Raw genomic sequence first — 25,788 nt, 5'->3', positions numbered from 1 at the left:
AGGGTCACGGGCTGAGGAGGGTCGTAATGTCAGAGATGACCGTTAAGGATTTTGCAGCGAAGGTGGGGCGTGAAGTGCCCCGTCTGCTGGAACAGATGAAAGAAGCCGGACTCGAGCACAAGTCGGAAGCCGACGCCGTGTCCGAGGAAGACAAGCGCAAGCTGTTGGACTTTCTGACCAAGAGCCATGGCGGTGGCAGCGGTGTGGGCGCGGCTGCGCGCAATCGCATCACCCTGACCCGCAAGACGCGCAGCAAGATCAAGACCAGCGAGCGCGGCAAGACCATCGAGGTCCAGGTCCGCAAGAAGCGCACCTACGTCAAGCGTGACGAGGCCCAGGAAGAAGCCCCGGCGCCGGTGGAGGACCACGGTCCGCGTCAGCTGGTCGGCGACATGGCCGATTCCCGTGCACGTCGCGAGGCTCAGGAGGCCGAAGAAGCCAAGCAGCGCGCCGAGCAGAAGGCGAGCCAGGACGCCGAGCAGGCCGCCAAGGCCAAGCGCGAGGCCGAAGAGGCCGCCGTCGTGCCCGACATTCCGGTGCCCGAGCTCGACACCTCTGCTCCGGCTGGCGACGAGCCGCCGGCGCCGCCCAAGGAAGGTCGTGGCGACGTGCGTCGTGCCGCCGTCAAGAAGGCCGCCGCCAAGACCGGCAAGAAAGGCCGTGGCGAGCGTGACGACGACGATCGCAGCGACCGCGAAGAGCGTCGTCGTGGCGGTGGCAAGAAGGCCAAGCGCGCCGAGCGCCGTGGCAGCCGTCGTGGCGGCAGCCAGGGCAACGGCAAGCATGGCTTCCAGAAGCCGACCCAGCCGATCGTGCGTGAGGTCTCGATTCCCGAGTCCATCTCGGTGGCCGAACTGGCCGACAAGATGTCGATCAAGGCCAACGAGGTCATCAAGGCCATGTTCACCATGGGCGCTGCGGTGACCATCAACCAGACCATCGACCAGGACACTGCGGCTATCGTGGTGGAAGAAATGGGCCACACGCCCAAGCTGGTCAAGGACGATGCCCTCGAGACCGAAGTGCTCGAAGCCATCTCCTACGAGGGCGAGGAAATCACCCGCTCTCCGGTGGTCACGGTCATGGGTCACGTCGACCACGGCAAGACCTCGCTGCTCGACTACATTCGTCGTGCCAAGGTGGCCACCGGTGAAGCCGGCGGTATCACCCAGCACATCGGTGCCTACCACGTCGAGGACGACAGCGACGGTGTGACCTTCCTCGACACCCCTGGTCACGCGGCGTTTACCGCCATGCGTGCCCGTGGTGCCAAGGCCACCGACGTGGTCATCCTGGTGGTGGCGGCCGACGATGGCGTCATGCCCCAGACCATCGAGGCGGTGGAGCACTCCAAGGCTGCCGAAGTGCCGATGGTGGTCGCGGTCAACAAGATCGACAAGCCGGAAGCCGATCCCGACCGGGTCAAGAATGAGCTGTCCCAGCACGGCGTGATCTCCGAGGAGTGGGGTGGCGACACCCAGTTCGTCCACGTCTCCGCCAAGTCTGGCGAAGGCATCGAGGAGCTGCTGGAAGCCGTTCACCTGGTCTCCGAGGTGCTCGAGCTCAAGGCGGTACCGAGCGCGCCCGGCAAGGGTGTGGTGGTCGAGTCTCGCCTCGACAAGGGCCGTGGCCCGGTAGCCACCGTGCTGGTCCAGAACGGTACCCTGAAGAAGGGCGACATCGTACTGGCCGGTCTGCACTACGGCCGTGTGCGTGCCCTGACCAATGAACTCGGCAAGCAGGTCGACGCCGTGGGTCCCGCCATGCCGGTGGAGATTCAGGGTCTCGATGGCACCCCGGAAGCCGGTGACGACTTCATGGTCGTGGCCGACGAGAAGAAGGCGCGTGAAGTCGCCAACTTCCGCCAGGGCAAGTACCGCGAGATTCGCCTGGCACGCCAGCAGAAGGCCAAGCTGGAGAACATGTTCTCCCAGATGGGCCAGAGCGAGGCCGCCAAGGTCAACATCGTGCTCAAGGCCGACGTCCAGGGTTCCCTGGAAGCGATCAAGGGCGCCCTCGAGGAGCTGTCCACCGACGAGGTGCAGGTGTCCGTGGTGTCCTCCGGCGTTGGCGGTATCACCGGTACCGATGCCAACCTGGCACTGGCCAGTGAGGCCATCGTGGTCGGCTTCAACGTGCGTGCCGATGCGGCCGCCCGCGAGATCATCGAGCGTGAAGGTCTGGAGCTGCGCTACTACAGCGTCATCTACCACCTGATCGACGAGGTCAAGCAGGCCATGAGCGGCATGCTCGAGCCCGAGTGGAAGGAAGAGATCGTCGGTATCGCCGAGGTCCGTGACGTCTTCCGCGCACCCAAGATCGGTGCCGTGGCTGGCTGCATGGTGGTCGAGGGTACGGTCTTCCGTAACAAGAAGATCCGCGTACTGCGCGACAACGTGGTCATCTACGAAGGCGAGCTCGAGTCGCTGCGCCGCTTCAAGGACGACGTCCAGGAAGTGCGCAACGGCATGGAGTGTGGCATCGGGGTGAAGAACTACAACGATGTCCAGGTCAACGACAAGATCGAGGTCTTTGACCAGGTCAAGGTCGAGCGCACGCTGTAAGCGTTCGAGGAGTCGTCATCCATGCGCGAATTCAAGCGTACCGACCGAGTGGCCGACCAGCTCCAGAAGGAGCTGGCGGTCCTGATCCAGCGCGAGGTCAAGGACCCGCGCCTGGGGATGGTCACCGTGAGCGGGGTCGAGGTCAGTCGTGACCTCGGCTACGCCGATGTCCACATCACCCTGCTGGGTGAGCAGGACCCGGAACGGATCAAGGAAAACCTCAAGGTGCTCAAGCGCGCCGGCGGTTTCCTGCGTAGCCAGGTGGCGCGTCGCATCAAGCTGCGTCACGTGCCGGAACTGCGCTTTCACTATGACGAAAGCGTGGTGCGTGGTCAGCACCTGTCATCGCTGATCGAAGAGGCGGTGGCCAGCGATCGCTCTCGCCAACCCGAGGGGGATGACGAGAACGACAGCGGCGAGGACGGGGCCAAGGACTGATGGCCCGTCGTCGTCGAGGACTGCCGATCGATGGTGTACTGCTGCTGGACAAGCCCAAGGGCATGTCCAGCAACTTTGCACTGCAGCGGGCGAGGCGCCTGTACCAGGCCCAGAAGGCCGGTCATACCGGTACCCTGGATCCCATGGCGACAGGTCTTCTGCCGGTGCTGTTCGGCGAGGCCACCAAGTTTTCCAACCAGCTGCTCGAAGCCGACAAGGTGTACCGCACCCGGGTCGAGCTCGGGCAGAGCACCGATACCGGTGACGCCGAAGGCGAGGTCATCGCCGAGGCGCCGGTGCCGGCGCTGGAGCACAGCGACGTCGCGTCGGTAGTGGCGAATTTCATCGGCGAGCAGGATCAACTGCCGCCGATGTATTCCGCGCTCAAGCACCAGGGGCGCAAGCTCTACGAACTGGCGCGAGAGGGCAAAAGCGTAGATCGTGCAACCCGGCGGATAAGGGTGTATGATGCTCGGCTACTTTCCGCCAGCCTCGAGGGCGAGTCCCCAGGATTCGACCTGGAGGTCCGGGTCAGCAAAGGCACCTATGTGCGTACGCTGGCCGAGGACATGGCCAAGGCGCTGGGTTGCGAAGGGCATATCTCGCAGCTCAGACGGCTGAAGACCGGCCCCTTCGATGCCGACGGCATGGTCGATTTCGACACGCTCGAGGCCCAGGTCGACGGCCAGCGCCAAGCGCGCCTGGCACCGATCGACAGTCTGCTTCAACACCTCCCGGCTCATCGCCTCAGTGAGGCAGGTGTCCAGGCCCTGCGCTTTGGACGCCCGGCACGCGGTGAGCTCGAGGGCGGCGATTCGGCCATGGCCGAGGAGTCGTTGTATCGCCTCTATCAGGGTGAGTCCTTTATCGGTCTCGGTCTGGTCGAGCCTACCGGGGATATCGTGCCCCGGCGCCTTCTGAGCACGTTCGTCGCGGGCTCAGGGCAAGACTGACCCCCTCAAGGGGTTGCGGCAGCTGGAGACTGCAAATATGCGTGGTCTCCGACATTCATCATTCAGGCATATTGCTTACTGGAGAGACAGATGGCACTTACCGCCGAACAGAAGGCCGAAATCGTCAACGAATACGGCCGTGGTGACAGCGACACCGGTTCCCCCGAGGTTCAGGTGGCCCTGCTCAGCGCCAACATCAACGGCCTGCAGGATCACTTCAAGACCAACAAGCAGGATCACCACTCCCGTCGTGGCCTGATCCGCATGGTCAACCAGCGCCGCAAGCTGCTTGACTATCTCAAGCGCAAGGACTTCGAGCGCTATCAGTCCCTGATCCAGCGTCTGGGTCTGCGTCGCTAAGACGCAAGGCGCTTGCAAAGACCTGGGCGTCAGGACTTCGAGGCTTTTCAAAGTCCCTGATCCAGCGTCCGGGTCTGCGTCGCCAAGACGCAAGGCGCTTGCAAAGACCTGGGCGTCAGGGCTTCGAGGCTTTTCAAAGTCCCTGATCCAGCGTCTGGGTCTGCGTCGCTAAGACGTATTTGCAGCAAGCGCGACAAGGCTTCCTTCGGGAAGCGGTGTCAGATAACGGGCAGCCCCACGGGGCTGCCCGTTGTCGTTGGTGGTACAGCGTTGTGCGCGGTCGCGGCAGGCAGCGGCGGCCACTTGAAACTCCCTTGACCTTTGTGGTGGCCCTCACGGGCTTGACCCCCTAAAATAGTCGCCGAGTCAAAAACGACCCAAACATCGAAAAGTAAAGGAAGTCGCCGTGAATCCGGTCAAGAAGACGTTTCAGTACGGTCGCAGCACCGTCACCCTGGAAACCGGGCGCATCGCCCGCCAGGCCACCGGTGCCGTGATGGTCACCATGGACGACACCGTGGTGCTGTGCACCGTGGTAGCCAGAAAGGAGGCCAACCCGAGCCAGCCTTTCTTCCCGTTGTCTGTCCACTACCAGGAAAAGACCTACGCGGTCGGCAAGATTCCCGGCGGCTTCTTCAAGCGTGAAGGGCGTCCCACCGAGAAGGAAACCCTCACCTCGCGACTGATCGACCGTCCGATCCGTCCGCTGTTCCCCAAGGGCTTCATGAACGAAGTCCAGGTCATCTGTACCGTGCTGTCCACCGATCGCAACCACGATCCGGACATCGCCGCGATGATCGGCACCTCGGCGGCGCTGGCGATTTCCGGCGTGCCCTTCAATGGTCCCATCGGCGCCGCTCGTGTGGGCTTCAATGAAGAGCGTGGCTACTTCCTCAACCCGACCGTCGAGGAGCTCGGCGGCTCCGAGCTGAACATGGTCGTGGCCGGTACCGAGAAGGCCGTGCTGATGGTCGAGTCCGAGGCCGAAGAGCTGCTCGAGGACGAGATGCTGGGCGCCGTGCTGTTCGGCCACCAGGAGATGCAGACCGTCATCCAGGCGATCAACGAGCTGACCGCCGAGGCCGGCAAGGCCAAGTGGGAGTGGCAGCCCGCCGCCGAGAATACCGCGCTCAAGGAAGCCCTGGCCCAGGGCTTCGAAGCCAAGGTCGGCGAAGCCTACCGCATCACCGACAAGATGCAGCGCCAGGATGCCCTGTCCGCACTCAAGGCCGAGGCCGTCGAGAAGCTGGCCGGTGACGAAGATGGCAAGTTCGAGGCCTCCGAGGTCGAAGGCGCCTTCGCCGGTCTCGAGAAGCGTGTGGTACGTGCCCGCGTGATCAAGGGTGAGCCGCGTATCGACGGCCGCGACCACAAGACCGTGCGTCCGCTGGCCATCGAGGCCGGTACCCTGCCCAAGACCCACGGCAGCGCCATCTTCACCCGTGGCGAGACCCAGGCGGTGGTGGTCGCGACCCTGGGCACCCTGCGTGACTCCCAGCTGATCGAGTCGCTGGAAGGCGAGCGCAAGGACCGCTTCCTGCTGCACTACAACTTCCCTCCGTACTCGGTGGGCGAGGCCGGCTTCATGGGCGGTCCCAAGCGTCGCGAGATCGGCCACGGTCGTCTGGCCCGTCGTGGTGTCCAGGCCATGCTGCCGGCGGAAGAGGACTTCCCCTACACCATTCGCGTGGTCTCCGAGATCACCGAGTCCAACGGCTCCAGCTCCATGGCCTCTGTCTGCGGCACCTCGCTGGCACTGATGGACGCCGGCGTGCCGATCAAGGCACCGGTAGCGGGTATCGCCATGGGCCTGGTCAAGGACGCTGACGGCTACGCCGTGCTGACCGACATCCTCGGCGACGAGGATCACCTCGGCGACATGGACTTCAAGGTGGCCGGCAGCGCCGAGGGTGTCACCGCCCTGCAGATGGACATCAAGATCGAGGGTATCGATGAGCAGATCATGGAAACGGCCCTGAACCAGGCCCATGAGGCGCGCATCAGCATCCTCGAGCAGATGAACACCGTGATCGCCGAGAGCCGTGCCGAGGTCTCCGACAACGCGCCCTCCATGGCCACCATCAAGATCGACCCGGACAAGATCCGCGACGTCATCGGCAAGGGTGGCGCCACCATCCGCAAGATCTGCGACGACACCGGCGCCTCCATCGATCTGGACGACGACGGCACCGTGCGCATCTACGCCGAGGACAAGAAGGCCGCCAAGAAGGCCATCGATACCGTGCTGGCGATCACCGCCGAGGCGGAAATCGGCAAGCTGTACCGTGGCAAGGTGGTGCGTATCGCCGACTTCGGCGCCTTCGTCAACATCATGCCGGGTACCGACGGCCTGGTGCACATCTCCCAGATCGTGCCCGAGCGCGTCAATGACGTGCGTGACTACCTCAATGAGGGTGACGAGATCGTGGTCAAGGTGCTCGACATCGACAACCGCAATCGCGTCAAGCTGACGATCAAGGAAATGACCGAAGAAGAGAAGGCTGCCTTCGAAGCCGAGGAAGCCGAAACCGAGATCTGATCGCACTCGGTGTCTGACGCCCCCGTCGCTGACGCCACGGGGGCGTTTTTGTGTGTGTCCCGCTGATCTCGGCCTGTCGGCGCGATCACCGGGCGGTAATGAGATGGACATGACGCAACTCGATTCCTCTTCGGCCGCGCCCGCCAAGGCCACCACCCGTCGCCGCGACTGGTGGGCCGTGGTCAGTGTGATGGCCGGCATCTTTCTGCTGGTGACCGCCGAGCAGCTCCCCATCGGGCTGTTGTCCCAGCTCGCTTCCTCGCTGGACGTCAGCGAGGGCAAGGCGGGTTTGATGATCACCGTGCCCGGCGTCGTGGCGGCGTTCGCCGCGCCGCTGTTGCCGGTGGCGGTGGGGCGCCTCGATCGTCGCTACCTGCTGACCGGGCTGATGGCCCTGATGGCCCTGGCCAGTGTCCTCGGTGCGTTGATGGACAGCTTTGGCTGGCTGCTGGCCACCCGGGTGCTGATCGGCTGCTGCATCGGTGGCTTCTGGGCCATCGCCGGCGGACTCGCCGGCAGACTGGTGGCGCTTGAGCAGGTACCGCGGGCGATGTCGCTGATCTTCAGCGGCGTCGCCGCGGCTACGGTGCTGGGGGTGCCGGCGGGGACCTGGCTGGGCGACGTCAGTGACTGGCGCACCGCCTTCGCCGCTCTTGGCGGGCTGAGTGTGGTGGTGTGCATCGGGCTGTGGCACCTGTTGCCGAGCCTGCCCGCCCGCAAGCCGGTACGACTGGCGAGTCTTGGTGGCCAGCTCAGAGTGCCCGGCGTGTGCATCGGCGCCCTGGCGACCGCGCTTATCGTGGTCGGCCATTTTGGCGCCTACACCTTCGTCAGCCCGATCCTGCAGCGTCTTGGCGGGGTAGCGCTGGGCGATGTCTCTCGCCTGCTGCTGCTGTTCGGCGCGGCGGGGCTCGCCGGCAACTTCATTGCCGGTAGCCTCGCCGGTCGCCGGCCCTACCTCACGGTGCTGCTGATACCCTTGGTGCTGGCGGCCACGACCCTGGCCTTTCCCTGGCTGGGTATCCGCCCGTTCAGCGCCACGGTGTTGCTGATGCTGTGGGGGCTGGTGTTCGGCGGTATCTCAGTCAGCCTGCAGACCTGGATCCTGCGCTCGGCCACCAATCCCGAGGCGGCCACCGCCATGATGGCCTTCGTGTTCAACCTGTCGATCGGCCTCGGCGCCCTGTCCGGCGGCCAGGTGGTGGATGCGCTCGGGCTATCGGCGGTGCTGCTGGCGGCGGGAGGGCTGTTCGTGGCGGCGGCGCTGCTGATCGCCGTGACCCCTGCGCGGGTGGTCAGCCGGCAGGAAACCAGGCCGCCCGGGACGTCTTCGCGGACTTGATCCCGGGCATGGCGCAGGGCGTCAGCCCTTATGGCGAGTCGTGGCAGAGGGTAACCTCGGCTCGCTTTCGTTCTTGTTGTTTGATGATGGACTTACCGTGAGTCGAGGAGCCTCGATGTCTTCTTCCCTTGTTGTGCCAGCGAGCCTGCGTGGCTGGCTGGTGCTGGTGGCGGCCGTCGCCGTCTTTGCTGCGGGTATCTGGCCCGTGATCGCGCTGGTCAATCAAGCGCGGCTGGTGCTGGGCCTGCCGGCGCTGGTGGCCTGGAGCTACCTGATCCTGGTCGGCTGTACGCTGACGATGCTGCTGGGCAACCGTCTGCTCCATCGAGGTCAGGACGAAGCCGGCGAGCAAGCTGGCAATGGCGATACGCACGCAAGGATTGGAAAGGTGGGAGAGGGCGAGGTCGACGATGAGTGAGTGGTTGCCGCTGAGTCTGACCCTTGGCTACGTCCTGCTGGCCCTGGTCATCGGCCTGGGTGGTCGCGCCGAGCGCTCGTCGAACGCGCTGGAGGAGTGGGGCGTGGCCGGGCGCAGCATGGGCCCGGTGACGCTGTATCTGTTGATCGCCGCCGGCAGCGTCAGTGCCTACACCTTCATGGGGGCGCCGGGCTGGGCCTACGCCAAGGGCGTGCCGGTGTTCTACGTGGTGGTCTACCTGGGCTATCTGGCACTGGTGGCCTGGTACTTCGGCCCCCGGGTGTGGGCCTTCGGTGCCCACTTCGGCCATGTTACCCAGGCCAGTGCCATCGCCGATCGTTACCAGAGCCCGGGGCTCGGTGCGCTGGCGGCGCTGGTGATGGCGATCGGCTCCTTGGCCTACGCGGTGCTGCAGACCATCGGCTCGGCCTACATCCTCAACGTGATGAGTGGTGGGCGCATCCCGATCTGGCTGGGGGTGGTGATCGTGCTGGGCGCCATTGCGGTCTATCTCACCCTGCGCGGACAGCGGGCCATCGGTCGTACCAACGTCTTCCAGGGCATATTGATGTTCGCGGTGGCCTGGTCCGTCGGTCTGTGGGCCACCCACAGCGCCACCGGTCAGTGGGGATTTGACGAGGTGTACCGTCAGGCCCTCGCCGAGCGCCCGGCGTTTCTGACCCTTCCCGGCGCCGGTGGCGACATGAGCTTTGCCTTCTGGACCACCTCGATCATCGTCTCGATGCTGTCGTTCATGCCGCCGGTGTGGACCCAGTGGATGAGCGCTACCTCGGCGCGCACCCTGCGGCTCTCCGCCACCTGGCTGCCCAGCTACTATCTGGTGATCCTGCCGCTGGTCACGGTGGGCTTTATCGGCGTCTTCGCCCTGCCGGGGCTCGAGCGTGCCGATACCGTGGTGCTCGAGTACGCCATGGCCAACTTGCCAGTGCTGCTGGTGGGGTTGCTCGGCGCCGGCACCCTGGCCGCCTCGATGTCCTCGTCCGAGCCCTTTATCCACTCGGTGGCGCTGAGCCTCAGCCGCGACGTGATAGGGCCCTGGGCCGGCTTCAGCGATGAGCGTGCCGGGCGCTGGGCCAAGCGCTTGATCGTGCCCTTGATGGCGTTGGTGATTGCGCCGCTGGCGATCGCCGAGCCGGGGAGCTTGGTGATGATCCTGCTGATCGGTCTCGGCTTCGCCTCCCAGGTGCTGCCAGCCTTCATCGGCATGTTCTTCTGGCCCCGGGCCAACGCTCGCGGCGTGACCGCCGGCATCCTCGCGGGCTTTGTGGTGACGGTGGCCTGCATCACCCTGTGGCCGCATCCGCTGGGCATCCATGCCGGCTTCTGGGGGCTGTTGGTCAACCTGCCGGTGTTCGTCGTGACGAGTCTTGCAAGCGCCCCCACCGATGAATCGGTGGTCGAGCGCTTCTTCCGACTGGCGGCCCCGGCCTGGTCCCAGAAGCGGTGGAGCGCCCCCCGGGATGAGCCTCAAGAACTGTCGAACAGTAGGCAACGGGCGGTAGACAACGGGGTGTGATCCCTGGCGCCCGAGGCGACAGCGAGTGCGTCCTGGGGGGGCCGCTCAACGTGGCATGAAAAAGGCCCCTGCTGGGCAGGGGCCTATCTGGGCGGTGCTTACTTCGCAAGTGCTTGATTGGCGAGGGCCTGTCGGTCAGCGCCCTCTTGCGTCGTGACGCCGATCAGCGCTCGATGGCGAGCGCCACGCCCTGACCGCCACCGATACACAGGGTAGCAAGGCCCTTCTTGGCGTCGCGGGCGATCATCTCGTGGACCAGGGTCACCAGCACGCGGCAGCCGGAGGCGCCGATCGGGTGGCCAAGGGCGATGGCACCGCCGTTGACGTTGATCTTGTCGGTATCCCAGCCGAGTTCCTTGTTGACCGAGATGGCCTGGGCGGCGAAGGCCTCGTTGGCCTCGACCAGATCCAGCTCATCGATGCTCCAGCCGGCTTTCTCGAGGCAGCGGCGGGTGGCCGGGGCCGGGCCGATGCCCATGATCGCCGGGTCGACGCCGGCGTTGGCGTAGGCCTTGATGCGTGCCAGCGGCTCCAGGCCGAGCTCCTTGGCCTTTTCGGCGGAGCACAGCATGACCACGGCGGCGCCATCGTTGAGCGAGGAGGCGTTGCCGGCGGTCACGCTGCCGTCCTTCTTGAACGCCGGACGCATGGTGCCGAGTTTTTCTGCGGACACTTCGCGCGGGTTCTCGTCGGTGTCGAAGACCACCGGGTCGCCCTTGCGCTGGGGAATCTCGATCGGCACGATCTGGCCCTTGAAGCGGCCTTCCTTGATCGCGGCGGCGGCCTTCTGCTGGGAGGCGGCGGCGAAGGCGTCCATCTCCTCGCGGGTGACACCGTACTTCTCGCCGAGGTTCTCGGCGGTGATGCCCATATGGTAGTTGTTGAAGGCGTCCCACAGGCCGTCATGGACCATGGTATCGATGGCCTTCCAGTCACCCATGCGCTGGCCGTTGCGTGAATTGGGCAGCACGTGCGGGGAAGCCGACATGTTTTCCTGACCGCCGGCGATGATCACCTCGGCGTCGCCGAGCATGATCGCCTGGGCGCCCAGATGCAGGGCCTTGAGGCCGGAGCCGCAGACCTTGTTGATGGTCATGGCGGGCACGGCGTCGGGCAGGCCTGCCTTGATGGACGCCTGACGGGCGGGGTTCTGGCCGACACCTGCGGTCAGCACCTGCCCCAGCAGGACCTCGTCGACCTGTTCCGGCTTGACGCCGGTCTGTGCCAGCACGTCCTTGATCACGGCGGCGCCAAGGTCGCTGGCGGGAATGCCGGCGAGGGAGCCACCGAAGGCGCCAACGGCGGTACGGCGTGCAGCAACGATCACCACTTCTTGCATGGAGTGTCTCCTGACTTTAAGGGGCTGTCCCGTCAGCATAGGGAGCCTTGTGCAACGCGGCAATCCCTGTATGCCCGGTTTCGACGGGGGACTTTAGTATAGCGATCAAGATCAATTCGCGAGCCGTTGTGGTCAATCGCGCATAGAGCACCGACGCTCGCTAAAGTAGCAAAGAGTGGCGAAAAGACCTCCGGTTGGCCTGGGGGGGCCTGGACGAGTGTCTCGCAGGGCCCTGGCCCGGTCACTCGGTGGCGGCGACGCTCCGCCCATGCCCTCGGCGCTCCAGGTTCAAGCGCTCGATGGCCGTCACCAGTTCGCTGGCGTGGGTGATGGCGATGGCGCCCTCCGGGGTATGCTCCTCGTCGGGAAAGTGGTTGATGTGGATGACCTGCATGCCGGCCTTGAGTCCGGCTTCCACCCCTACCGCAGCGTCGTCGATCACCACGCAGTTCTCCGGTTCGGCGCCCATGCCTTCGGCGGCGGCGAGATACAACCCGGGGTCCGGCTTCCACACCTGCAACTCGTAGGCGCTGTAGAGGTTGTCGCCGAAGTGCGGCGCCAGTCCACTGGTTGCCATGGCCAGGCGGATCTTGGCCAGCGGACCGTTGGAGGCCACCGCCTTGGGGTGGCCGGAAAGCGCTGCAAGGGCTTCCGGGATGCCCGGAACCGGGGTCAGCTCGGCCTTCATGCGCGCGGCCATATTGTCCCGCAGGCGATCCTCCATGACGTCGCGCCGGGCGTCATCGAGGGCGCCGAAGCGTTGCTCGAGTTCGAGCACGATGTCGAGAAAGCGCACGCCGCGAAACTCCTCCATGTACTGCTCGGGCGTGAACGGCAGGCCGAAGTCGGGGAAGGTCTCGGCCATGGCCCGGGCGAGCAGCGGCTCGCTGTCGACCAGGGTGCCGTCGGAGTCGAACAGCAGGCAGAGGGGGGCGGTGGTGTCGGACATGGATACCTCAGAAAAGGAGGAAGGCCGCGACCGTGGGGACGGTCGCGGCGGATGATGATCAGACGAAATCCGGCGCGATCAGGCGCGGGATTGCCAGAACGATGTCGGGAAAGACGATCAGCAGCAGAATCACTGCCAGCATTACCGCTAGATACAGCAGGGTGGTGGCGAGCGCTTTCAGCAGCGGAATGCCTCCGATCTTGGCGGAAATCATCAGGCAGAGTCCATAGGGCGGCGTAATGAGGCCGAGCCCCAGCGCCATGACGCCGATGACACCGAATTGCACCGGATGCACCCCGGCCTGCATCGCCAGCGGCTGGAAGATCGGTGCCATGATGGCCATGGCGGGCAGCGAATCCATGAAGGTGCCGATGAGCAGCATCACCAGCGTCATGATGATCAACAGGGTCACCGGGTTGGTGATGTTGACGCCTTCCATCAACTTGGGCGGGATCTGATAGAAGCTGATTAGATAGCCGAAGATGGCCGCGCCCACCAGACTGAAGAGCGAGAGCGAGCACAACCGCACGGTATCGGTCGAGGCATCGAGAACCTGGCGAAAGCTCAGCTCCCGGTAAACGATGAAACCCAGTATCAGAGCGTAAAGCACGGCGATTACCGCCGCTTCGGTGGGGGTTACGATACCCAGGGTAATACCGCCGATGATCACCACCGGGATGCCTGCGGCGAGTAGTCCGTCCTTGCTGGAGCTGGCCAGTTGGCGCCAGCTGGCTCGGGGGCGTACCGGCACCTGGTAGCGCCGCACGTAGCCCATGTTCATCAGCAACTGGGCGACGCCAATCATTACCCCCGGAAGAATCCCGCCCAAGAAGAGCCCGGCGATGGAAGTATTGGTCAGGGCGCCCCATACGATCATGTTGATCGATGGAGGAATGATGATGCCCATGACTGAGGATGCGGCGGTCACGGCCACAGCGAAGTGCGTGGGGTAGCCTTCACGCTGCATGGCCGGGATCAGCACGGTACCGACACCGGCACTGTCGGCGGTGGACGAACCCGACACGCCGGCGAACAGCATGCTGACCATGACGTTGACGTGGGCAAGCGCCCCCTTGACGTGACCGACGAGACGCATGCAAAGAGTGATCAGGCGGTCGGTGATGCGTGCGGCGTTCATCAGATTGCCGGCCAGCAGGAACAACGGCACAGCCAGCAGCACAAAGGAGTCCATGCCGTTGTACATGCGCTGGAACATGACCCAGTAGGTCAGGCGAGGATCGAGGATGACCATGCCTACTGCGGTCAGCACCAGGGCCATGGCGATGGGTACACCAACAACGATAAGCACGCCGAGCAGGCCAAACAGCAGCCATGGCAGGATAAAGATGGCATCCATGGAGATCATGATGGCCTCCCGGCGCCGGTACTCTGTTGAGGCGCATCCAGGTCGAGATGGTGTTCTTGCTGGGCCGCGATGGCCTCCTGCACGGGATCTGGCGTGTTCATGGCGGCTTCCATGGCATCAAGGCCGTCGAGCACGGCCCGGGCCAGACGCTCAAGTGCGAATAGCACAATGAACAGGCCACAGACCATAAAGGCCGAATAGACGAAGATCATTGAAAGCCCCGAGGCGGTAGCGCTGCGGCGCAGGCCTGAGGCGGCGAATTCCTGGCCATACACGACGAAGATGACACCGACTGCAAGGCATGCCAGGTCACGGATCCAGCGGGTTAGGCGATCGGCACGAGTGCCACGGGGAAAGGCCTCGAGTACGAAGTGGTCGGCGTGAAGCACGCCGATGGCGGTTCCCAGCATGATCATCCACTGGAAGGCAAACCGGCTGAATTCTTCGGTCCAGTAAAGGCGTGGCAGCAGCGGCAGGTTCCGGCTGACGATCTGGTAGATGATCATGGCGATAAAACCGAACAGCAACGCCAGCAATATCCAGTGCAGTAGTTTCTCGAGCGCGCGATTCGCGCGCGAGAGCACGTTCAGGAAGAGCCTCATGGTCTCATCCTCTTGAAGGTAGGCACCGGGGCTTGCCCCGGTGCGGGGGGGAGGTTACTCGGCGTTGACGATCATTTGATGCAGCTCGGTCAGGCCCATCTCCTCGATCACCTCGGCCAGCGGCTCACTGACGATTTCCTGCATCTTCTCGCGGTCGAGTTCATGCAGGGTCGCACCTTCTTCGACCAGCAGGTCGAGCGCCTCGGAGTCCTGATCGAGCTGTACCCCGCGGGCATAGCTTGCGGCCTGGTAAGCCGCATCCATGACCGCCTCCTGTTGCGCTTCGTCCAGCCGGTCCCAGGTCATCTCGGACATGGTCAGCAGGCGCACGGTGATGTCGTGTTCGGAAAGGCCGATGTGCGGCGCCACCTCATGGAAGCGCATACGGTGGATCCACTCCGCCTCGTTGAGCAGGCCATCGATGGCGCCCAGTTGCAGGCCGGTATAGATTTCCTTCCAGGCCATCACGGTGGGCTCGGTGCCGAGGGCAGACCAGGCGGTGATCAGCGGCTTGGTGGGGTTGGTGCGAAGCTTCATGCCCTCGAGATCTTCGAGGCTGTCGAGTGCCCGACTGGAGACGATCTGGCGCTTGCCACCGCCGAAGAATGCCAGCACCTTGACTCCGGTCTCGGCGGTGATCTGGTCGGCAATCTCACGGCCAACCTCACCGTCGAGCACGGTTTGCCAGTGCTCCTGGTCGCGGTACAGGAAGGGAATGGAAAAGACGTTGGCGGTATCCGAGAAGTCGGTGATCAATCCCGGGTTGATGATCGACATGTCGAGGGCACCCGCCATCTGCTGCTCGAACATTTCTGTCTCGTGCCCGAGCACGGAGTTGCCCATGATCTGCACTCCGAGGTCGGTGTCGGACTGTTCGAGCAGTTCCTTAAAGCGGGTGGCACCGAGATGGTAGGCAGTGTCCTCGGTGCCGCCGTGACCGAAGCGCAGATCGAAGGCTTGGGCGCTGGCACCGAGGCCGAGCCCGGCGAACAGGGTAGCGCCGACCAGCAGACCGTGGCCGAGGCGCGCAATGGAGGTGCGGGAAAGGGGCTTGGGGGTATGAGTCATGTAAACCTCGATTTATTGTGTTGTCAGGCGTTGGCCGATTCAGGGGATGGGGCCGGCCACCCCATGGATCTTCAGTCGTTCAGCACTTCGTCGTTGACTGGACTCAACGGGCGTTCGCCCTTGAGCGCCAGGCGGATATTGTCCACCGCGCGCTGGGCCATGGCGGTACGCGTCTCGTGGGTGGCCGAGCCGATATGGGGCAGGGCGACCACATTGGCCATGTGCGGCAGCGGTGAATCTGCGGGCAGCGGCTCCTGCTCGTAGACGTCGAGGCCGGCGGCGTGCAGGGTGCCGTCTTGCAGCGCCGCGATCATGGCGGCTTCGTCTACCACCTTGCCACGGGCCAGGTTGACGAAGATGGCGCCGGGCTTCATGCGCTGGAACTCGGCGGCGCCAAAGAGCTTTTCGGTCTCGCGGGAGAGCGGCACCGTGACGCAGACGAAATCGGCCTGCTCGAGCAGCTCTTCCAGCTCGCGTCGCTGGGCGCCGAGTTCTCGCTCGAGCTCAGGCTTGGGTGAGGCCTTGGTATAGAGGATCTTCATGCCGAAGCCCAGGGCGCCGCGGCGGGCGATGGCGGCGCCGATGCGGCCCATGCCGACCATGCCCAGGGTCTTGCCGTGGACGTCGCTGCCATAGAGCGGCTTGCCGATGCTTTCCTTCCAGTTGCCTTGCTTGACCAGCTCGGCCAGTTCGACGGCTCGCCGTGCGGTGCTCATGATCAGCAGAAAGCCCGTATCGGCGGTGGTCTCGGTCAAGACGTCAGGGGTGTTGCACAACAGGATGCCGCGGCGGGTCAGCTCGTCGAGGGGATAGTTGTCGTAGCCCACCGAAATACTGGCGATAGCCTCGAGGTTCGGCGCCCTGTCGAGCAGCGAGGAGGTGATCTTGAGGCTTGAACCAACCAGGCCATGAGCCCGTGACAGGGCGTCGACAAAGGCCGGGTCCTCGGTATGCGAGACGCCCGGCAGGTAGTCCACGTGGAACTCCTCGCGCAGGGCGTCGAGCTGCTCTTGGTTGATCTCGCGAAATACCAGGATGCGTTTGGTCATGGGGTGCTCTTGTCGTTGTGGTGCGGTGGGTTGCCGGCCGTCCTTTTCGGCATGGGGCAGCCGGGGGCCGCGTCGGGTGACGTCTGCCGAAGGCAAGGGGGCCTTCGGCAGTCGGCGCGTCAGGCCGCGGTTGCGGCTTCCAGTTGGTCCAGGCGCTCGCGGTCGGGGAGTCCTTCCATGTCGCCCGGTACCTGGACCTGCTCGGCGCCGATAAGGTTGGCGCGCTTGAGCGCCTGGTGTGGATCGAGACCATCGAGCATGGCGCTGACGAAGCCCACGGCGAAGCCATCCCCGGCGCCGACGGTATCAACCACCGTCTCCACCGGGACGCCGGCCACGGTGAAGGCTTCGTCTTGCCCTGTCAGGGTGCCGCGATAGTAGCTGCCCTCCGGGCCTAGCTTGATCACCACGGCATCTGCACCCTGATCCAGGTAGAAGCCGGCGATATCGTGGGCGCTGGTCTGGCCGGTCAGCAACTGGCCCTCGGACAGACCGGGCAGCACCCAGTTGGCCTGGGCGGCCAGGCCGTTGAGGGTGTCGCGCATCTCGCTTTCGCTGGCCCACAGGGTCGGACGCAGGTTGGGATCGAAGGACACGCTGGTGCCATGCTGGCGGGCCTTTTCGAGCAGAAACTGCGAGAGTTCACGGCAGCTGGCGGACAACGCAGGCGGGATGCCGGTTGCGTGCAGATGGCGCAGGGTGCTGAAGTCGACGTCCTGGGCGTCGGCCGGCGACAGCTTGCTGGCGGCGCTGTTGTGGCGACGGTATTCGACTCGGGGATCCGCGCCGCCCACCGCGCGCTCCTTGAACACCAGACCGGTGGCGTGCTCGGCGTCGGTGATCAGGTGGCGACAGTCGAGGCCTTCGCGCTCCAGGCTCGCACGCAGGTAGCGGCCAAAACAGTCTTCGCCGACCCGACTGAGCCAGCCCACCTTGAAGCCCAGCCGTGACAGGCCGATGGCCACGTTGGTGTCGGCGCCGGCACAGCTGCGCGAAAAGCGCTCGACCTCGGCCAGGTCGCCAGGGGCGTCGGCGGCGAACAGCGTCATGGCCTCGCCGAAGGTAAGGATGTCAGGAGTGTTCTGGTTCATGAGGAGGTCTCTGAGGTGGAAGACGAAGAGGACACTGAGGAAGGCTCCGCAGTGGCGGAAGGGGTGGCAGCGGGCTGGGTGGAGCCCCTTGCCGTCAGCGTCGGGGCGAAGGTCGCACGCTGCGGCGCCTGCCGAGGCCCGACGGCACGGGCGCGCAGGCAGTCGACGGCGGCCTGACCGATGGCACCGGTGGGCTGGGCAAGGGTGGTGATGCCCGGTTCGGTCAGGTCACACCACTCTAGCTCGTCGATGCCCATCAGCCCGATCTCTCCCAGGAGGTAGCCGAGGGCCTTCATGCGTCGGGTCAGTGCCAGGGTTACCTGGCCATTGGCGCAGAGGATCGCCGGGCGGGAATCGCCTGCGCTATCGACAAATCGAGCCAATGCCTGGTCCAGGCGTTGGCGATCGCCAAGCTCGATGACCAGGGTGTCGCCGGATAGCGAGCCGTCACGGCAGCGCTGGTTGAAGCGCTCCAGACGAGCTTGACGAGAGCTGGCCTGGGCCGGCGGTTCGGTAATGAACAACAGGCGCCCGTAGCCCTGTTCGCGCAAGTGCGCGATGGCCATGTCGATGGCGGCGTCGTTGTCGAGCCCTACCTCGTCGGCATGGACGTCGGCGAGGCTGCGATCGAGCAGTACCAACGGCGTGCCGCTGTCGGCCAGCTGGGCGAGGGCGTCGCTGTGGCGGCCGGTCGCGTTTACCACCAGGCCCTCGATACGGTAGGACGACAGCAGCGCCAGCTGCTGGCGCTCCTGCTCGAGGTCGTTATCGCTGTTGCACACCATCAACGACAGTCCCGCCTGACGACAGGCCTGTTCGACGCCATGCATGATCGCCACCGAAAAAGGATTGCGGATATCGGCCACCAGCATGCCGACCAGGCCGGAGGGGCCTCCCTTGAGGCCCCGGGCCATGGGATTGGGCTGGTAGCCCAGCGCAGTGGCGGCAGCGACGATACGCTCGCGCATGGCCCCGGACAGCCGTTCTCGTTCACCGCTGTAGTAGCGCGAGACGCTGGTCTTGGAGACGCCAGCCTGGCGGGCGACTTCGAGGATGGTGGCGGGTCGACGGCGGTCATTCATGGGGCGGCTCTTGGATAAGATGGCATCGTCCGTTTACAAGGGCGACGCTGGCGAGCCCTGTCGAGGTGAGCAGGCCAGGTGATGCGACAACGGCAGGACGTCGAGAAGTCCGTATGGGAACGTTCCCATTGGCTGACAAGCTTAGGCGCTAAAGGCCGAAGCCAGCAACAAGGCGCGCCTTAGACAATGGTCTTGAGGTGATGTAGAGCAATGAAAAGGCCCGACAATTGCCGGGCCTCAGGGTATATGCAGCGGAATTTAGCCGCTGGAGAGCATGGCGTGTCTGTCGCGATCCTTCTGCAGCCGTGAGATGACCGTCGGCAGCTGGAACATGCTGGTGATCATGTGGGCGCCTTCGGGCGTTTCTTCGGCATCGGCGAAGCGATTGAGGTGGACCACGGTCATGCCTGCGGCCAGGGCCGCGTTGACGCCGACGATGGCGTCATCGATGGCGATGCAGTCCTCGGCGGCGAAGCCCATGATGCTGGCGGCATGCAGGTACAGGCAGGGGTCCGGCTTCCAGCAGTTGGCCGTGTAGCCGCTGAACAGGCGATTGCCGAACACCTCGGTCAGGCCCACGGTGGCAAGCGAGGTGCGCACCTTGTTTTCGGGGCCGTTGGAAACCACGCCCATGGGGTAGTGCGACAGCGCGGCGAGGGCCTCGGTGGCGCCGGCGATGGGGGTCAGGTCGGTAGCCAGGCGGCGGTTGAGGTTGGCGCGCATGCTCGCTTCCAGCACCTCGAGGTGGTCCGGATCGACCTGACCATGTTGTGCTTCGAGGGTGGCGACGATATTGCGAAAGCGCGCGCCGCGAAAGTCGCCCATATAGTCCTCGGCCCGGAACGGCAGTCCGGCGGCGGAGAGGCTGACGGCCATCTCGGCGGCCAGCAGGGGTTCACTGTCCACCAGGGTACCGTCACAGTCGAACAGCAGGCAGAGGGGGCGAGCCATGGAGGCGACCTCGCGATTCGTTGCGTTATCGAACAGTGTTGCAGATTTCTGCGGAGTCTGCCTGTGTTCGAAGTCGAAAACCACAATTTTTGAACACTGTTTTTTCACGCTGCGCAGTCCGCACTATTGCGGTGCGGAAATGGGGAATTTGAGGCGGCGAGGACCTCTTCGCTATGCTGAAACACAGCGGTGTTCGAAACACCACATTCTCGGGGCGGGATGGCCCCGGCCATGGTTCAAGGAGGTACTCATGAAAGAAGAGACACTGTGGTCCATCGTGGGATCCGCGGCCGCGGTGGGGGCCAGCGTGATGTCACGCAAGGCCGCCAAGCGTGCCTATCAAAAGGTGTCGGACAAGGAACCGCCGGAAAATCCGGATCGCGACGACGTCGAGTGGCGCGAGGCGATCCTGTGGGGAGCCGCTACCGGCGTGATGGTCGGCGTGGCCCGCGTAGTGGGCCGTAGCGCCGGGCGCAAGGCGCTGGACAAGACCCGCAAGGGCGGGCGTTCTGCCAGGCTGCTGCCCGGCAAGCGTTGATCACAGTACAGCAAGGGGCGTCGCCCACCGCCCCTTCCTGGGTCAACCCGCCATGCCCTTGAGCACCTGGGCCGCGATGTGACCTGCTTCGCTGTGGTCGGGGATCGCCATGAAGGTGCTCTGGGAATAGGCGGGGTCGGGATAGCGGTAGAAGCCTTCGCCACTGGGCAGACCGAGCTTTCCGTTGGCAAGAAAATGCTGATGGAGAAAGTCGGCGTTGGCCCGCATTTCGTCGTTGTCGTCGACCTCGCCCCAGTGGTGGCTGACATCGAAGCAAGTCTTCATGCCGATGATGTCCATCATGCCGCAGGGCCCCGCTGCAGAGCTCCACATCTTCATGAAGGTGCGGTCGATCATCTCGGCGCTGCCGACGCCCTCACGCAGCAGGGTCAGGGAAGCTGTCAGCAGTGGCACCAGCCAGCTGTTGATCAGATAGCCGTTGCGCGGCTTTTCGACCGGGATGGGAATCATGCCGATGTCGATGGCGAAGCGCGTAACCGAGTCCAGGGTAGTGCGTGATGTGCGTGGGTGAGCCATCACCTCGGCCACATTCATGATCCACACCAGGTTGGCGAAGTGCAGCGCGCAGTAGCGCTCCGGGCGTCCGCTGTCATCGGCGAAGTCGGCGGGCAGCAGGGTCGAGGAATTGGTTGCCACCAGGGTCTCGGGGCCGAGCAGCGGTGCCATGGTCCGGTACAGCTGGCGCTTGATCTCGGGATCTTCGGGTACGGCTTCGATCACCAGTTCGGCGTCGGCCACCGCTTCGGCCAGGTCGCTGGTGTAGGCGAGTCGCGCGCGGGTGGCGGCGATGGCTTCGGGCTTGGCGCCCACGTCGGCCTGATAGATGCCGGCGTAGTGGTCATGGCTTGCGCGGCAGCGCTCCAGCGCCGAGTCGTCGATGTCATAGACGATGACACTCTTGCCCTTGAAGGCGCTGTGCCAGGCGATCTGGCCACCCAGGACGCCGCCACCCAGCACGCACAGCCTGTGTGGTCCATTTTCGAGAGAAGAGGAAAGGCTCGGGGTCATGTTCTGTCTCCGTGCTGGATCAGAATCTTGGCGTGATCACCGGGATGGCGAAGCGTCTCGAAGGCCGCAGGGACCCCGTCGAGGGTGACGCGGTCGGTGATCAAGGGGGCGGCATCGAGGCGGCCGTCGGCGAGGTCGGTGAGGGTGGCAGCGAACTCCTCGGGGCGGTAGCCGAACGAGAAGCTGAGGTCCAGCTCCTTGCCAATACCGACGATCGGCTCGATCTGGTCGGTCTGCATGCAGACGCCGACCACCACCAGCCGACTTCTTGGTGGCAGGTCGAGCATGGTCCGGGCGATCAGACCGGGCACGCCGACACACTCGAAGGCCACGCAAGGCCTGGGCTGAGCGCCGATCGACAGCATTGCCATGGGGCCGTACATGTCGAAGCCCTGTGGCGCGTCGGCGGCCTCGAGCCAGCAATCAAAGGGGGCACGTTCGGCCGGATCGACAACGATATCGGCACCCAGGCACTCGGCCAGTTGGCGCCGATGGGGGGAGAAGTCGGTGGCCACCACCGGGCCAAAGCCGGCCGCCTTCAGTGCCATCACCACCGACAGGCCGACCGGACCGCAGCCGATCACGATCGGCACTTCGCCTCCGGCGAGCCGGGCTCTGGCGACGGCGTGGCGGCCGATGGCCAGTGGCTCGGTCAGTGCCGCCAGTTCGCTGGGCAAATCGCCGGGCACCTCCAGCAGACTGTGTTCCTGAAGGCGCATCAGCTCACCGAAGCCGCCGGGGTAGGCGTTGGCATAGCCGATGTGATGAAAGCCTTGGGCGTTGACCGCGTAGGGCACCGAGCAGACGCGGGTTCCGGCCTTGTATCGCTTGTCGCAGCCGGGGCCGTGGTCGAGGATCTCGGCACAGAATTCGTGGCCGAAGACCACGCCCTGGTCCGGTTCGAAGGCCACTGGAACGCGGCCCTTGCGAAGCCCCGCCAGCGCATCGTGACAGTGATCTGCCATGTGCAGATCGCTGCCGCAGATACCGCAGGCCAGGGTCTTGACCAGCACTTCTCCCGCTTCCGGCGTCGGGTCGGGCAGTGACTCGAGGCCGAGTCGCTCGTTACGCAGGACGATCGCGCGCATGGGGAATCTCCTTGGCGTCGATGACGGGCCCCGCGGCACCTGCCTGGCGAGACACATACCGAGCGCAATTGTTGTAGGGAGTCTTGTCGATTGACGCCGCGTGGAGGCGTGATCTTGGCGGGCTAGCGCGGCGCGTCGGTGTAGTGCGGTTGGGGAGGCGTGACATAGCGCGCAGGGTCGAGGCCACGCTCGGTGATCAGCGCATCGATGAGCCCCATGATGCTGCTGGCGTCCATCAGCCCCAGATAGTTGCCTTGCTGATCGAAGTTGACGTTGGCGCCCTCGACGACCATGAAGGTGTCGGTGATCCCGTCATTGTCGGCGGGAGTGGCGAAGGTATGGATGGAGCCGCCGGGCTCGTACAGGTAGCAGCCGGCGGTCTGGGGTTGAACGGGATACTCGAGATAGTGCCAGCGTCCCGACAGGGTGAAGAAGTGCACCGTACCGGTGTGGTAGTGCTTGGGCAGCACCACACCGGGTTTGAACTTCACCCGCAGCACCCAGACGCCGTTGTGCGGGTCGAGAAACAGCGGCTGGACGTCGACGCCGGGGATGCCTGGCAGCGCGTCTTCATAGATGGGGAGTTCCTGGGTATCCAGGGTCAACAGGGCATCATGGGTCGAAATCTGGAAAGGAAATGGCATCTTGTTGTCGCTCTTGTCGTGGATGGATCAAAGAAACGTCTTCGAAGCATCATCCTCGTCTGCCAGACATCCTCCGATTTGACATTTGATGACAAGGATTTGACCTTGCACGACACTTAGGGCTAGACCTTAGATGGAGAGGGCTAGGGCTTGTCTGAAAAGTGCCTGCGCTCGGTAATACGGCGTTAAAAATCGGATCAAAATGCTCATTTACACCCCGTAAACTGCGCTTTCTCACCGATTTTTGCCTTGTCTAACCTTCGCTCGTCGACTTTTCGGACAGCGCCTAGGCCAAGCGCGCTGGAGGCAAGAGCCCCAGGATCAACCGCCTCGAAAACGATGAATCGCTTCGAAAATTGAAGAGAGAATCAGCATCCGAGCAACGTAGGTGGTAAGGAAGTCAGGCTGAGGGAGAGAGCATGGCCGACTATTCGCGAGCGTCGTCACTGCACGGTTTCGCCAACTTCGCGCGCCAGCAGGGCATCGACCCCGAGGCCCAGCTTGCCAGGGTGGGACTATCGCTCTCGTTGCTGGAGTCGCCGGAAAGCATCATCGAGTTCTCGAGTCTGGCGATGCTGCTCGAAAACTGTGCCGAAGCATCCGGAGATTCGCTGTTCGGCCTGAAGTTCGGCCAGTACCAGGGAGTCGATATCTTCGGACCCTTGCTCTACCTGATTCAGAATGCCGCCACGGTCGGCCTGGCGCTGGAGGCGCTGGCAGATCACTTTTCCGCCCACTCGAGCAGTGCGGTCATCGACATCGAACGTGGCCCCCGCCAAGCCTTTCTCAGCTACACCATGGTGGGGGGCGGGGCGGCTCCCGGTCGCCAGATCAGCGAGTTGCCGGTAGGCGTCGGCCAGCGCCTGCTGTCGTTGCTGCTGGGGCCGCAGTGGCGTCCCAGGGCCATCTATCTGGCGACGTCCCCCAGCGTGCCTGCGCTCCTGTATCAACGTTTGCTGGGGGTGGTGCCGACCTTCAACAGCCCTTCCGATGGCTGGCTGCTGGAATGTTCCGACCTCGAGCGTCCTCTGGTGACCGCCGACGGACGTCTGCATCGCTTGATGGAGCAGTATCTGACCTATCGGCCGGAACAACTCCCTCAAGATCTGGTCGATGAAGTGTCGTGGCAAATCCGTCAGCAGCTGGGGCAGGGGGGCGCTGGACTCGATGACATCGCCAGGCGACTGGCGCTGAACCCGAGAACGCTGCAGCGACGTCTGGCCACCAGGGGGCGATGTTTCCAGGATCTGGTCGATGAGGTCCGCAGGCAGTTGGCGATTCATTATCTTCGGGAAACGTCGCTGCCGTTGACCGATATCGCGAATCTGCTGGGCTACTCCGAGTTGAGCGCGCTGACGCGAGGTTGTCGCCGCTGGTTTGGGGTTGCGCCGAGTCGCTGGCGCCAGCACCAGCGGCGGAGATCGAACGGCGCAGGTTAGGCGCTGGTCTTCGAGTCGGCAGCCCGGGTGGTGGGCGCGAGGCGATTGCGCTGAAGTGCGCTTAGGTTATCGCTTCAGCACAGCTGCAGCCGGGTGTGGTCCGAAGGATGTGTTTCACTCTCCATGGGGACGGCCCGTGTACCCCTGATGTGGCCATGCCAAGGGGCGCCCAGGTCTTGGTGGACACTAGACTTGTTGCTGCTGACATCACTGTCATCAAGGTTGCCATCAAGAGAGCTATCACCATGAGCGAAGGAGAGGCGCGACGATGACGCCGCTATGGAAGGCATATCGGTTTACGCGCCGCGAGCAGCATGCCGCGGAAGCGGCCAGATCACGGGAGTCGCTGATCCAGATCCTGGATCGCGCCCGGGACGAGGACGTGTCGCTCAATCCGCGTCCTTCCTCCACGATTCTGGCGCTGGGGCTTCTCTGCCTGTTGCTGGGCACGCTCGGCTTTATCATCACCCTGGCGGGAGGGCTCTCCTGGCCGTGGCTGATTCCGCTGGCGCTGGTCGGGGCAGCCTTGCTGGGTTTCGACTGGCACGCCACCGAGCGGGTGGCCGCCTTCCTGCGACTGTTGGTGCGGCGTGCGGCGGAGCTCGACTTTAGACTGGCCGAGCCCGATGTCGATCTTGATGCGATGCTGACGACGCTCCGGCGAAAGATCACCGACTTTCAGCGTACCTATGCGGACAATGGCGAGCTTGAGTACTGCCGCAGGGCGGCCGATGAGCGCGTCGGTGGCGAATACTGGGTCTATCGCTTCGCCTATGCCGAGGGCATGGACAAGGACCGCCGGACCTATCATCGCAACGGCCTGATCTGCGATCTCTTCGAGGTGGCGGCGGTGGATCTTTGCAACCCGCGAGAGGGCAAGTGGCGACTGTTGCACCACGGTTCCACCGGCGAACGCTGGGGAGAGGGCGCCTTTTCTCGCTATTTCGTCGCCTGCACGGCGGAACATGACGCCCTGGCGGCGTTTCTTACCGATGATGTCGTTGACTGTCTCGTGCGTCTTGCCCGCAGTTATCCGGAACTGAACGTTCAGGTCACCCGGGATCATCTGCTGTGTCTGACCTGGTCCGGCGAAGACCCCTACGCGCGGTTATTCGAGCCTGTCTCGGTGGCGCCTGCTGCGCGGCGGGCACCCTTTACCTCGAGCCAGGCGCCGGGGGAAGACCCCGATGAGGTCTATCGGGCGCTTGAAAGGCGACTGCGTGCTCCGCGCCATCTCACCGCGCTGGAGCCGCTGCTCAATGCCATCGAGGACATTCGCGCCGAGCTACCGGTGTCCTCGGCCCGCACGGAGGCCAATATTCCGTTGCGGCGACGGCTGGAAGAGTCTACCTGCTGACACCTGACGAGCGGTTTGGTGTTGTACCAGCGGCGCACAACGAAA

At 64.3% G+C, this 25,788-nt stretch carries 23 protein-coding genes; 11 read left to right on the top strand and 12 right to left on the bottom strand.

What is annotated here, in order from left to right; all coding sequences use genetic code 11:
• The first annotated feature begins 26 nt into the window (after positions 1 to 26).
• The 8 genes from infB to C6W88_RS05400 all read left to right on the top strand — a co-directional run bounded on the left by infB (position 27) and on the right by C6W88_RS05400 (position 10,151).
• Complete coding sequence (gene infB / locus C6W88_RS05435) at positions 27 to 2,564, top strand: translation initiation factor IF-2 (RefSeq protein WP_045992267.1); 2,538 nt, start codon at positions 27 to 29, stop codon at positions 2,562 to 2,564.
• Between the two features lie 21 nt (positions 2,565 to 2,585).
• The gene (gene rbfA, locus C6W88_RS05430) at positions 2,586 to 3,002 is read left to right on the top strand and encodes a 30S ribosome-binding factor RbfA (protein ID WP_108131787.1); all 417 of its coding nucleotides are present in this window, start codon (positions 2,586 to 2,588) and stop codon (positions 3,000 to 3,002) included.
• Positions 3,002 to 3,955: a tRNA pseudouridine(55) synthase TruB gene (truB, locus tag C6W88_RS05425; RefSeq protein ID WP_108131786.1), complete on the top strand. Its 954-nt coding sequence runs from the start codon at positions 3,002 to 3,004 to the stop codon at positions 3,953 to 3,955. Before rbfA ends, truB begins: the two co-directional genes overlap by 1 nt.
• Before the next feature lie 90 nt (positions 3,956 to 4,045).
• Positions 4,046 to 4,315, top strand: a complete 270-nt coding sequence (gene rpsO, locus C6W88_RS05420; protein ID WP_045992264.1) for a 30S ribosomal protein S15 — start codon at positions 4,046 to 4,048, stop codon at positions 4,313 to 4,315.
• Positions 4,316 to 4,721: 406 nt separating this feature from the next.
• Positions 4,722 to 6,854, top strand: a complete 2,133-nt coding sequence (gene pnp / locus C6W88_RS05415) for a polyribonucleotide nucleotidyltransferase (protein WP_108131785.1) — start codon at positions 4,722 to 4,724, stop codon at positions 6,852 to 6,854.
• Between the two features lie 109 nt (positions 6,855 to 6,963).
• Positions 6,964 to 8,196, top strand: coding sequence for an MFS transporter (locus C6W88_RS05410; RefSeq protein ID WP_108131784.1), 1,233 nt, complete (start codon positions 6,964 to 6,966; stop codon positions 8,194 to 8,196).
• Between the two features lie 115 nt (positions 8,197 to 8,311).
• Positions 8,312 to 8,614 carry a hypothetical protein gene (locus C6W88_RS05405; protein WP_181248653.1) on the top strand — a complete coding sequence of 101 codons (303 nt, stop codon included), beginning with the start codon at positions 8,312 to 8,314 and terminating at the stop codon, positions 8,612 to 8,614.
• On the top strand, positions 8,607 to 10,151 hold the full coding sequence (locus C6W88_RS05400) for a sodium:solute symporter family protein (protein WP_108131783.1): 1,545 nt from the start codon (positions 8,607 to 8,609) through the stop codon (positions 10,149 to 10,151). Before C6W88_RS05405 ends, C6W88_RS05400 begins: the two co-directional genes overlap by 8 nt.
• A 163-nt stretch (positions 10,152 to 10,314) precedes the next feature.
• On the opposite strand, the gene C6W88_RS05395 is transcribed toward C6W88_RS05400, so the two are convergent.
• The 9 genes from C6W88_RS05395 to C6W88_RS05355 form a co-directional block, all read right to left on the bottom strand.
• Positions 10,315 to 11,490, bottom strand: a complete 1,176-nt coding sequence (locus C6W88_RS05395) for an acetyl-CoA C-acetyltransferase (protein WP_108131782.1) — start codon at positions 11,488 to 11,490, stop codon at positions 10,315 to 10,317.
• Positions 11,491 to 11,731: 241 nt separating this feature from the next.
• Complete coding sequence (locus C6W88_RS05390; protein WP_108131781.1) at positions 11,732 to 12,439, bottom strand: HAD family hydrolase; 708 nt, start codon at positions 12,437 to 12,439, stop codon at positions 11,732 to 11,734.
• A 58-nt stretch (positions 12,440 to 12,497) separates the two neighbouring features.
• A complete protein-coding gene (locus C6W88_RS05385; RefSeq protein WP_108131780.1) occupies positions 12,498 to 13,805 on the bottom strand; it encodes a TRAP transporter large permease in 1,308 nt (435 codons plus the stop codon).
• Positions 13,802 to 14,407, bottom strand: a complete 606-nt coding sequence (locus C6W88_RS05380) for a TRAP transporter small permease (protein WP_108131779.1) — start codon at positions 14,405 to 14,407, stop codon at positions 13,802 to 13,804. Before C6W88_RS05380 ends, C6W88_RS05385 begins: the two co-directional genes overlap by 4 nt.
• Before the next feature lie 54 nt (positions 14,408 to 14,461).
• A complete protein-coding gene (locus tag C6W88_RS05375; RefSeq protein ID WP_108131778.1) occupies positions 14,462 to 15,475 on the bottom strand; it encodes a TRAP transporter substrate-binding protein in 1,014 nt (337 codons plus the stop codon).
• Positions 15,476 to 15,546: 71 nt separating this feature from the next.
• Positions 15,547 to 16,524 (bottom strand): 2-hydroxyacid dehydrogenase, encoded by a 978-nt coding sequence (locus C6W88_RS05370; RefSeq protein ID WP_108131777.1) that lies wholly within the window; start codon positions 16,522 to 16,524, stop codon positions 15,547 to 15,549.
• A 119-nt stretch (positions 16,525 to 16,643) separates the two neighbouring features.
• Positions 16,644 to 17,615 (bottom strand): sugar kinase, encoded by a 972-nt coding sequence (locus tag C6W88_RS05365; protein WP_108131776.1) that lies wholly within the window; start codon positions 17,613 to 17,615, stop codon positions 16,644 to 16,646.
• Positions 17,612 to 18,697, bottom strand: coding sequence for a LacI family DNA-binding transcriptional regulator (locus tag C6W88_RS05360; RefSeq protein WP_108131775.1), 1,086 nt, complete (start codon positions 18,695 to 18,697; stop codon positions 17,612 to 17,614). Before C6W88_RS05360 ends, C6W88_RS05365 begins: the two co-directional genes overlap by 4 nt.
• A gap of 258 nt (positions 18,698 to 18,955) precedes the next feature.
• Positions 18,956 to 19,648, bottom strand: a complete 693-nt coding sequence (locus C6W88_RS05355; RefSeq protein WP_045992255.1) for an HAD-IA family hydrolase — start codon at positions 19,646 to 19,648, stop codon at positions 18,956 to 18,958.
• 250 nt (positions 19,649 to 19,898) lie between these two features.
• Between C6W88_RS05355 and C6W88_RS21605 the strand changes: the two genes are divergently transcribed.
• Positions 19,899 to 20,186, top strand: a complete 288-nt coding sequence (locus C6W88_RS21605) for a DUF4235 domain-containing protein (RefSeq protein WP_052704310.1) — start codon at positions 19,899 to 19,901, stop codon at positions 20,184 to 20,186.
• Positions 20,187 to 20,228: 42 nt separating this feature from the next.
• Here the strand turns inward: C6W88_RS21605 and C6W88_RS05345 are convergent, their stop codons facing one another.
• The 3 genes from C6W88_RS05345 to C6W88_RS05335 all read right to left on the bottom strand — a co-directional run bounded on the left by C6W88_RS05345 (position 20,229) and on the right by C6W88_RS05335 (position 22,947).
• Positions 20,229 to 21,215 (bottom strand): 3-hydroxyacyl-CoA dehydrogenase, encoded by a 987-nt coding sequence (locus tag C6W88_RS05345; protein ID WP_108131773.1) that lies wholly within the window; start codon positions 21,213 to 21,215, stop codon positions 20,229 to 20,231.
• Positions 21,212 to 22,303, bottom strand: coding sequence for a zinc-binding dehydrogenase (locus C6W88_RS05340; protein ID WP_108131772.1), 1,092 nt, complete (start codon positions 22,301 to 22,303; stop codon positions 21,212 to 21,214). The genes C6W88_RS05345 and C6W88_RS05340 overlap by 4 nt, the downstream gene beginning before the upstream one ends.
• A 122-nt stretch (positions 22,304 to 22,425) precedes the next feature.
• Positions 22,426 to 22,947, bottom strand: coding sequence for a 2,4'-dihydroxyacetophenone dioxygenase family protein (locus C6W88_RS05335; RefSeq protein WP_108131771.1), 522 nt, complete (start codon positions 22,945 to 22,947; stop codon positions 22,426 to 22,428).
• Between the two features lie 419 nt (positions 22,948 to 23,366).
• On the opposite strand from C6W88_RS05335, the gene C6W88_RS05325 reads away from it, so the two are divergent.
• Complete coding sequence (locus tag C6W88_RS05325; protein ID WP_108131769.1) at positions 23,367 to 24,386, top strand: AraC family transcriptional regulator; 1,020 nt, start codon at positions 23,367 to 23,369, stop codon at positions 24,384 to 24,386.
• 268 nt (positions 24,387 to 24,654) lie between these two features.
• Positions 24,655 to 25,743 carry a hypothetical protein gene (locus C6W88_RS05320; RefSeq protein ID WP_108131768.1) on the top strand — a complete coding sequence of 363 codons (1,089 nt, stop codon included), beginning with the start codon at positions 24,655 to 24,657 and terminating at the stop codon, positions 25,741 to 25,743.
• The last annotated feature ends 45 nt before the right edge of the window (positions 25,744 to 25,788 follow it).

The organism is Halomonas litopenaei (genome assembly GCF_003045775.1).
In the GTDB taxonomy this organism is placed as follows: domain Bacteria; phylum Pseudomonadota; class Gammaproteobacteria; order Pseudomonadales; family Halomonadaceae; genus Halomonas; species Halomonas litopenaei.
Note: the sequence above shows the minus strand (reverse complement) of the source record. Positions and strands in the feature narration are given on the sequence as shown.

Coding starts and splice junctions, on each gene's coding strand:
- C6W88_RS05380 (WP_108131779.1), bottom strand. CDS start 14,407: ATGAGGCTCTTCCTGAACGTGCTCTCGCGCGCGAATCGCGCGCTCGAG.
- infB (WP_045992267.1), top strand. CDS start 27: ATGTCAGAGATGACCGTTAAGGATTTTGCAGCGAAGGTGGGGCGTGAA.
- C6W88_RS05325 (WP_108131769.1), top strand. CDS start 23,367: ATGGCCGACTATTCGCGAGCGTCGTCACTGCACGGTTTCGCCAACTTC.
- truB (WP_108131786.1), top strand. CDS start 3,002: ATGGCCCGTCGTCGTCGAGGACTGCCGATCGATGGTGTACTGCTGCTG.
- C6W88_RS05400 (WP_108131783.1), top strand. CDS start 8,607: ATGAGTGAGTGGTTGCCGCTGAGTCTGACCCTTGGCTACGTCCTGCTG.
- C6W88_RS05340 (WP_108131772.1), bottom strand. CDS start 22,303: ATGCGCGCGATCGTCCTGCGTAACGAGCGACTCGGCCTCGAGTCACTG.
- C6W88_RS05375 (WP_108131778.1), bottom strand. CDS start 15,475: ATGACTCATACCCCCAAGCCCCTTTCCCGCACCTCCATTGCGCGCCTC.
- C6W88_RS05370 (WP_108131777.1), bottom strand. CDS start 16,524: ATGACCAAACGCATCCTGGTATTTCGCGAGATCAACCAAGAGCAGCTC.
- C6W88_RS05335 (WP_108131771.1), bottom strand. CDS start 22,947: ATGCCATTTCCTTTCCAGATTTCGACCCATGATGCCCTGTTGACCCTG.
- C6W88_RS05355 (WP_045992255.1), bottom strand. CDS start 19,648: ATGGCTCGCCCCCTCTGCCTGCTGTTCGACTGTGACGGTACCCTGGTG.
- C6W88_RS05320 (WP_108131768.1), top strand. CDS start 24,655: ATGACGCCGCTATGGAAGGCATATCGGTTTACGCGCCGCGAGCAGCAT.
- C6W88_RS05390 (WP_108131781.1), bottom strand. CDS start 12,439: ATGTCCGACACCACCGCCCCCCTCTGCCTGCTGTTCGACTCCGACGGC.
- rpsO (WP_045992264.1), top strand. CDS start 4,046: ATGGCACTTACCGCCGAACAGAAGGCCGAAATCGTCAACGAATACGGC.
- C6W88_RS05365 (WP_108131776.1), bottom strand. CDS start 17,615: ATGAACCAGAACACTCCTGACATCCTTACCTTCGGCGAGGCCATGACG.
- rbfA (WP_108131787.1), top strand. CDS start 2,586: ATGCGCGAATTCAAGCGTACCGACCGAGTGGCCGACCAGCTCCAGAAG.
- C6W88_RS05385 (WP_108131780.1), bottom strand. CDS start 13,805: ATGATCTCCATGGATGCCATCTTTATCCTGCCATGGCTGCTGTTTGGC.
- C6W88_RS05405 (WP_181248653.1), top strand. CDS start 8,312: ATGTCTTCTTCCCTTGTTGTGCCAGCGAGCCTGCGTGGCTGGCTGGTG.
- C6W88_RS05395 (WP_108131782.1), bottom strand. CDS start 11,490: ATGCAAGAAGTGGTGATCGTTGCTGCACGCCGTACCGCCGTTGGCGCC.
- C6W88_RS05410 (WP_108131784.1), top strand. CDS start 6,964: ATGACGCAACTCGATTCCTCTTCGGCCGCGCCCGCCAAGGCCACCACC.
- C6W88_RS05360 (WP_108131775.1), bottom strand. CDS start 18,697: ATGAATGACCGCCGTCGACCCGCCACCATCCTCGAAGTCGCCCGCCAG.
- C6W88_RS05345 (WP_108131773.1), bottom strand. CDS start 21,215: ATGACCCCGAGCCTTTCCTCTTCTCTCGAAAATGGACCACACAGGCTG.
- C6W88_RS21605 (WP_052704310.1), top strand. CDS start 19,899: ATGAAAGAAGAGACACTGTGGTCCATCGTGGGATCCGCGGCCGCGGTG.